We start from the raw sequence: 7,451 nt of genomic DNA, 5'->3' as shown, positions 1-7,451 counted from the left end.
GGCTTCGGTGAAGTCGACCGGCAGGATCGCGAACTTGCGGATCGACTCGGCATGCGAGACCGAAAGATTGGCCTGTTTGACGGCGGCATCCACTTCGACCAGCAGATCGGGGTCGGTGGCGAGGTCGCCAACCGACGCGTCGGCGTCTTTGCCGTTGCGCTGCTTCCAGCCGCCGAACGCCTCGGGGTCGATAGTGATCAATGCGCCGACGAACGGCTTGGCATCGCCGACGACCATCGCCTGGCTGATCAGCGGATGCGCCCGAAGTTTGTCCTCCAGCACCGCCGGGGCGACGTTTTTACCGCCCGCGGTGACGATGAGCTCCTTCTTTCGGCCGGTGATCTTCAGGTAGCCGTCATCGTCGATGGCACCGAGGTCCCCGGTTTTGAACCAGCCGTCGGACATCGCCTCGGCGGTGGCCTGCTCGTTGCGCCAGTAGCCGCTGAACACCACACCGCCGCGCACCTGCAGCTCGCCGTCCTCGGCGATGCGCATGCTGTTGCCGGGCACCAGCTTTCCGACTGTGCCGACCTTCATGGCGCCGACCGGATTGACGGTGATCGCGGAAGTGGTTTCAGTCAGCCCGTAGCCCTCGTAGATGGTCAGGCCGACGCCGCGGTAGAAGTGGCCCAGCCGCTCGCCGAGCGGCGCCCCGCCGGAAACCGAGGCGCGGCAGTCGCCGCCCAGCGCCGCACGCAGCTTGTGGTAAACCAGCCGGTCGAACACCGCGTGCTTGGCGCGCAGCAACAGCCCCGGGCCCCCCGGCCGACCATCGCCGGCGGCCTCGCTCCAGTCCACCGCGGTCTGGGCGGCGCGCTCGAAAATCCGGGCCTTCCCACCGTCCGCGGCGTTCTGCGCGGCGGTGTTGTACACCTTTTCGAACACCCGCGGCACCGAGACCACCACCGTCGGCTTGAACGCCGCGAACATCGGCAGCAGGTTCTTGATGTCGCTGGTGAACCCGACGATCACCTTGTTGGCGAACGCTCCGAGCATCAGCGTTCGGGCCAGTACGTGGGCCAGTGGCAGGAAAACCAGCAGGCGCTGACCCTCGGTCAACAGGGTCGGCAACGCGGCCTTGGTGCCGCGTACCTCATAGACCAGGTTGGCGTGAGTGAGCTGGCAGCCCTTGGGCCGGCCCGTGGTGCCCGATGTGTAGATCAGCGTGGCCGCGTCAGCGGCGCGCAGTGCCGAAAGTCGCGCGGCCAGCTCGTCCGGCTCCACCGACGCGCCGGCCTGCGTGAGCGCATCGAGCGCGCCGGTCCCCGACTCGTCGATGGTCAGCACCCGGCGCAGCGCCGGCAGGTCGTCGGCGAGCTGGTTGACCATGTCTGCGTGTGCAGCGGTCTCCGCGAACAGCATCACCGCGCCCGAGTCCTGCATCACCCAGCGCACCTGCTCCGCCGACGACGTTTCGTAGATCGGGACGGTGACCGCACCGGTGGCCAGGATGGCGAAGTCGAGGACCGCCCACTCGTAACGGGTGGCCGCAAAGACGGCCACCCGGTCACCGGGCTGCACCCCTTGGGCGATCAAACCCAGCGCGGCCGCGCGGATCTGGGCGGCCGCGGTTGCGCATGTGACGTCCCGCCAGGTTCCGTCGACCAACCGCTGGTAAATGACCAGGTCGGGGTCGGTGCGCTCGTACTCGAAGACCACGGCGACGACGTTGTCGTGCTCATCGACGGTGAACGACGCGGGGGCGGTGAATTCACGCACTGTGCTGGCCTCTCCTACATCGCGACTTGCCTTCACCCTAGTTGTCCGGGTGCGCCGCCGATCCGTGGTATGTGAAGCTGAGGCGGTGAGCAGCATTCAGATCGCGGACGAGACGTTCCTCGCCGCGTCACCGCAACAGGCCGGCACCGCGGTCGCCGATCCATCCAGCTGGCGGAGATGGTGGCCGGACCTGCAGCTGCAGGTCGTCGAGAACCGTGCCGAGAAGGGAATCAGGTGGACGGTCACCGGTGCGCTCACCGGCACCATGGAGATCTGGCTGGAGCCGTCGCTTGATGGCGTGATCCTGCATTATTTCCTGCACGCCGAACCATCCGGGGCGGGTTGGCAACTGGCCCGGATGAACCTTGCCAAGATGACGCATCGCCGAAGGGTGGCCGGCAAGAAGATGGCTTTCGCGGTGAAGGAAACTCTGGAACGCTCCCGGCCGGTCGGTGTTGCACCGGCGCTGGCCTAACCGGATCAGCGCCGGGCCTGGCGGGTACCGTTTCACACCGAAGGACTGGTGGCGAGCGCAGATGACTGGGGAAACGATCACGTGGCGGACAAAACGGCACAAACCATCTTCATCGAGGTGGACCCGGGCACGGTGATGGACGTGATCGCCGACATCGGTTCCTACCCCGATTGGGTCTCGGAGTACAAAGAGGCCGAGGTGCTGGAGACCGATGTCGACCGCTACCCGAAGGTGGCCCGCTTTGTGATGGACGCCGCCGTCCTCAAGGACACCCTGGTGTTCTCCTACGAGTGGCCGGTTGACCGGCGCTCGGTGCGTTGGTCGCTGGTGTCGAGTTCGCTGGTGAAAGCTCTGGATGGGGAATACCGTCTGGAACCCAAGGGATCCGGCACCGAGGTCACCTATGAGCTCTCGGTCGACCTCGCTATCCCGATGATCGGGCTGCTCAAACGCAAAGCAGAACGCAGGCTGACCGACACCGCGCTGAAGGATCTGAAGAAACGAGCCGAGTCCCGGGTGAGCCCGAGTGAGTCCGAGTGAGCCACTGACGCCCACCCCGGCCCGGATCAGTCTGTTTGTCGGTAAAGGTGGAGTAGGAAAATCCACTCTCTCGGTGGCAACCGCCGTGGCCGCCGCACGGGCCGGTCATCGAGTGCTGGTGGTCTCCACCGATCAGGCGCACTCGCTGGGTGACGTGCTCGGCGTCCCGGTTCCGCCGACCGGGGGACGTGACCCGGTCCGGGTCGTCGTCGACGATGCCGACGATGTCGAGGTCAGCGGCGGCATGCTGGGCGCGCTGGCGCTAGACACCCTGGCACTGCTCGAAGCGCGCTGGCGTGACGTGGTCGACCCGTTAGCTGCCCGCCTCCCGGATTCTGAGCTGGCCGGCATTGCACCCGAGGAGCTTTCCACGCTGCCCGGCATCCAGGAGTTGCTCGGGCTGCACGTGGTCGGCGAGCTGGCCGTGAGCGGACAGTGGGATCAAATCGTGGTCGACTGCGCGTCCACCGCCGACGCGCTGCGGATGCTCACCCTGCCGGCCACGATCGCGCTCTATAGCGAGCGGGCCTGGCCACGGCACCGCAGGCTCGCGGCGATTGACAACGCCCGGTCTGCAGGGCTGGTCGAGCTGACCGAGCGGGTGAGCGCCGCGGCCGAACGGCTGATCGCCATGCTGAGCGACGAGGCGCTGGTCGGTGCGCACCTGGTGCTGACCGCCGAACGTGTGGTGGCCGCCGAGGCGGTCCGCACCCTGGGATCGTTGGCGTTGATGGGCGTGCATGTCGAAGAGCTGATCGTGAACCAGATTCTGGTGCAAGACGATTCATACGCCTACAGTGGCCTGCCCGACCACCCGGCCTTCGACTGGTACGCGGAGCGGATCCGTGAGCAGCGGACCGTCCTGAACGAGTTAGACACCGCAATCGGTGACGTGGCACTGGTGTTGGTCCCGCACCTGGCCGTCGAGCCGATCGGTCCCAAGGCGCTGAGCGAGCTGTTCGACGGCGTCCGCCACCGCGATGGATCTGCGCCGCCGGGACCATTGCGGCCCGTGGTGGAACGAGAGTCCGGCGTCGGACTGGGTGTGGTGTATCGGCTGCGGCTAGAGTTGCCCCAGGTCGACTCGGGCACACTCACGCTGGGCCGCGCCGGTGACGACTTGATCATCGGCGCGGGCGGAATGCGCCGCCGAGTTCGATTGGCGTCGGTGCTGCGGCGATGCGCGGTGTCAGACGCGACGCTGCGCGGCAGTGAGCTGACGGTGCGTTTCCGACCCGACCCGGAGGTGTGGCCCACGTGACCGGGGTAGAGGAGCGGCGTAGGTGAGCGCCGGCGACGATGCAGAGCGAAGCGATGAGGAGGAGCGGCGTAGGTGAGCGCCGGCGACCATCCCGACCTGGGTGAGCTGGGTCCCGAGTTACGCAAGCTCGCGCAGGCGATCCTGGACGGAATCGACCCCGCGGTACGTACCGCGGCGATGCTGGCGTCGGCCGACGGCCCCGGCAAGTGCCAGCAGGTGTGGTGTCCGGTGTGTGCGCTGGTCGCGTTGGTGACCGGTGAGGAACACCCGCTGCTGACCGTGATCGCCGAGCACAGTGTCGGGCTGCTCGCGGTGATTCGCGCCGCCTTGAACGAGGCCGGCGACGCCCGGGACACCAGCGGTCCGCCCACTCCGCCGGAGGGCCCGCCCGGCGGCGGGGCCGACACCACCGCCGGCAGCGTGGACGAGAGTGGCTACCAACACATTCCGGTCACCATCGAGGAATGAGGTCGTCGTACTGGTCGGCAACTGGCCGGCCCGGCAGGTAAGGTTGGCGCACAGCACCACTATCTTCCGGGGTGCGCGGGCAAGTGGGAGGGCAGATGTGGTACTGGCTGTTCAAGTACATCTTCATGGGCCCGTTGCTGGCGCTGCTCGGCCGGCCGGCAGTCGAGGGGCTGGAAAACGTCCCCAACAGCGGGCCGGTGATCCTGGCCAGTAATCACCTGGCGGTCGCGGACAGCTTCTACCTTCCGCTGGTGGTGCGGCGGCGCATCACCTTTCTTGCGAAGTCGGAGTACTTCACCGGGACTGGACTCAAGGGCCGGTTTACCCGCTGGTTCTACAGCGCGGCCGGACAGGTGCCGATCGACCGCACCGACGCTGATTCGGCGCAGGCGGCGCTGAACACCGCCGAGCGGCTGTTGGCCGACGGCAAGCTGCTGGGCATGTACCCGGAAGGCACCCGCTCGCCCGACGGCCGGCTGTACAAGGGGAAGACCGGACTGGGCCGGATTGCGCTGCACACCGGTGTTCCGGTCATTCCGGTGGCGATGATCGGCACCGACGCCGTCAATCCGCCCGGCACCAAGATGTGGCGCTTCGGCAGGGTGACCGTCCGGTTCGGCAAGCCGATGGACTTCTCGCGGTTCGACGGGTTGGCCGGCAACCGCTTCATCGAACGAGCGGTCACTGACGAGGTGATCTACGAGCTGATGGAGCTGTCCGGCCAGGAGTACGTCGACATCTATGCGGCGAGTGTGAAAAAGGGCGCCGAAGAGAAGTCAGTGTCCGGCGAGTCGGCCACCCGGATTCCGGAAACCGCAGCGGGCTGAATGGGCTGATCCCGGGGGCGGGCTCCGCTTGACTTCTCAACCGGCGGCCCGCAGCGATGCCGGGACCGGCGCCGCCGGTGACCGCGGCACTGTGGTGGCTCTTCCCGTGATCCCGGCGGTGACGATGACCGTCAGTGCCCACCACACGTAGGACATCCCGGCCAGTTGGCGCCACAACGATGCTGTGGTCTCATGGTGCTCGGGCAGCAAGTTGATCGGGCTCCACACCATCAGCACCACCCCGGCCGCGCTGAGCACGGCCAGCGGCCGAGCGCGCCGCCGGTAAGCCAGTACGCCGGTCACCACCACGGCGGGCAGCATCCACACCCAGTGGTGTGACCACGACACCGGCGAAACCACCAGCCCGAACAGGGCTACGCAGATCAACGCCAGGATCGGTTGTTCAGCGCTGAGCACGCGCCGGGTCGCCCACACGGTGACCGCCAGCACCAGCAGGCATCCGGCTGCCCACACCAGGAAGCGCTGCTGTTCGGTGAGCGTCAGCCGGGCCAGCGCACCAGCCAGGTTCTGGTTGGTGTTCAGCGCCGCGCCGCCGATCCGGTCGGTGTTACGGATGGTGCCGGTCCAGTACTGCCACGAGTCGCGCCAGGCCAGCAGAAACCCCACCAGGGTCGCCGCGGCGAAGGACGTCACCGTGGTCAGCACGGCCCGGCCGTCGCGGCGCAGCAGGAAATACAGTAAAAACACCGCGGGGGTCAGTTTCAGTGCGACCGCCAGGCCCAACAGCAGGCCGCGCGGCCAGGGCGTGCGGCGCGGCACGCAGTCGGCGACCACCAGTGTCATCAGCACCACGTTGATCTGGCCGAAAGCGAAATTCGACCGGATCGGCTCGAGTTCGATCGTTGCGGGCGCCACGATGGCGCCGGCCAGCCAGCACCGCTGCAACCAGACCGGCTCGGGCGCAACTTCGGAACCGAGCTCGACACCGATCCCGGCGAGCACGATCGCCGTCGTGGCGATCAGCAAAGCCAGCGTCGTGCAGGTGATCGCCGCGCTGGCAAGCGGCAGGGGCAGCCAGCGCAGCGGGCAAAACGCGATGGCCGCCAGCGGGGGATAGGTGAACGGCAGATCGAGCCCCCCTGCAGTGTGGAACAAAGCGTCGTCGGCATACAGTGGGCGGCCGTCCAGCCAGGCTCCCGCACCCATCCGGTAGACGTCGACGTCGATGCGATACTTTGCGCGGCACAGCAGCCGCCACGTCGCATAACCCAGAGCGACGACGACCAGTGACTGCAACACCGGCCACGCGGTCACCCGTCGAAAGAGACTCATGTCAACCATCAGACTATCGGGGTCCACGCCACGCCGAGCCTCATCCGAGTGTCACGCGCCGGGGCAGCGTAGATTTTTCAGGTGCTCGACTGGCTGCAACACGACATCGTCGACCGCGGCAGGCTGCCGCTGTTGTGCTGCCTGCTCGCATTCCTGGTGACCTTTCTGGTGACGCGCACCGTCGTGCGTTACATCCGGAGCCACGCCGACAGTGCCGCGCCGCGCAAGTGGTGGCAGCCGCGCAACGTTCACATCGGCTCGCTGCACATTCACCACGTGGTATTCGGGGTGGTCCTGGTGATGGTGTCCGGGGTGGCGCTGGTGGCCCTGTCCGTCGACGGCCATGAGTCGGAATTCACGGTGGCTGCCACTGTTTTCGGTATCGGCGCAGCGCTGGTGCTCGACGAGTACGCATCGGTACTGCATTTGTGCGATGTGTACTGGGAACAGGACGGCCGCGCCTCGGTGGACGCGGTATTCGCCGCGGCCGGGATGACCGGGCTGCTCGTGCTGGGTTTTCACCCGCTGACTTTCCTGCTGTCGCTGTGGCGTGACACCTCCTCGCCGCTGATCCGCACGGGTGTGTTCGCCGGCCTGGTGACGGCGCTGCCCCTGGCGGTGCTGGTGGTGTTCAAAGGCAAGGTGTGGACGGGACTGACCGGGATGTTCTTCCTCCCGCTGCTGGTCGTCGGCGCCATCCGGCTGTCCCGGCCGCACGCTCCGTGGGCCCGCTGGTGCTACACCGCGCGACCCGAGAAGATGCGACGCGCGTTGCAGCGGGAACGCCGGCTGCGTCGCCCGGTGGTCCAGCTCAAACTCTGGCTGCAGGACATGGTTGCCGGCCGGCCCGGGGTTCGCAACGACCGTG

The 7,451-nt window shown here is 67.2% G+C and carries 8 protein-coding genes; 6 read left to right on the top strand and 2 right to left on the bottom strand.

The window, feature by feature from the left end; genetic code table 11:
• Positions 1-1,719, bottom strand: a 1,719-nt coding sequence (locus AC2VON_RS15995) for an AMP-dependent synthetase/ligase (RefSeq protein WP_486953833.1), incomplete at its 3' end; no start/stop codon positions are given.
• Positions 1,720-1,804: 85 nt separating this feature from the next.
• On the opposite strand from AC2VON_RS15995, the gene AC2VON_RS15990 reads away from it, so the two are divergent.
• From AC2VON_RS15990 to AC2VON_RS15970, 5 genes are all read left to right on the top strand, one after another.
• Positions 1,805-2,194 carry a polyketide cyclase / dehydrase and lipid transport gene (locus tag AC2VON_RS15990; RefSeq protein ID WP_486953832.1) on the top strand — a complete coding sequence of 130 codons (390 nt, stop codon included), beginning with the start codon at positions 1,805-1,807 and terminating at the stop codon, positions 2,192-2,194.
• 81 nt (positions 2,195-2,275) lie between these two features.
• Entirely contained in the window at positions 2,276-2,734 is a 459-nt protein-coding gene (locus tag AC2VON_RS15985) for an SRPBCC family protein (protein ID WP_486953831.1), read from the top strand.
• Between the two features lie 4 nt (positions 2,735-2,738).
• Entirely contained in the window at positions 2,739-3,995 is a 1,257-nt protein-coding gene (locus tag AC2VON_RS15980) for an ArsA family ATPase (protein WP_486953836.1), read from the top strand.
• A gap of 72 nt (positions 3,996-4,067) precedes the next feature.
• Positions 4,068-4,463, top strand: a complete 396-nt coding sequence (locus tag AC2VON_RS15975) for a hypothetical protein (RefSeq protein ID WP_486953830.1) — start codon at positions 4,068-4,070, stop codon at positions 4,461-4,463.
• Between the two features lie 95 nt (positions 4,464-4,558).
• Positions 4,559-5,290 (top strand): lysophospholipid acyltransferase family protein, encoded by a 732-nt coding sequence (locus AC2VON_RS15970; protein WP_486953835.1) that lies wholly within the window; start codon positions 4,559-4,561, stop codon positions 5,288-5,290.
• A 36-nt stretch (positions 5,291-5,326) separates the two neighbouring features.
• Here AC2VON_RS15970 and AC2VON_RS15965 read toward each other — a convergent pair whose 3' ends face one another.
• On the bottom strand, positions 5,327-6,592 hold the full coding sequence (locus AC2VON_RS15965) for a glycosyltransferase 87 family protein (protein WP_486953829.1): 1,266 nt from the start codon (positions 6,590-6,592) through the stop codon (positions 5,327-5,329).
• Positions 6,593-6,655: 63 nt separating this feature from the next.
• On the opposite strand from AC2VON_RS15965, the gene AC2VON_RS15960 reads away from it, so the two are divergent.
• The coding region (locus AC2VON_RS15960; protein WP_486953834.1) for a hypothetical protein at positions 6,656-7,451 on the top strand (796 nt) is incomplete at its 3' end.

It is taken from the genome of Mycobacterium sp. TH-M82 (assembly GCF_057473605.1).
Note: the sequence above shows the minus strand (reverse complement) of the source record. Positions and strands in the feature narration are given on the sequence as shown.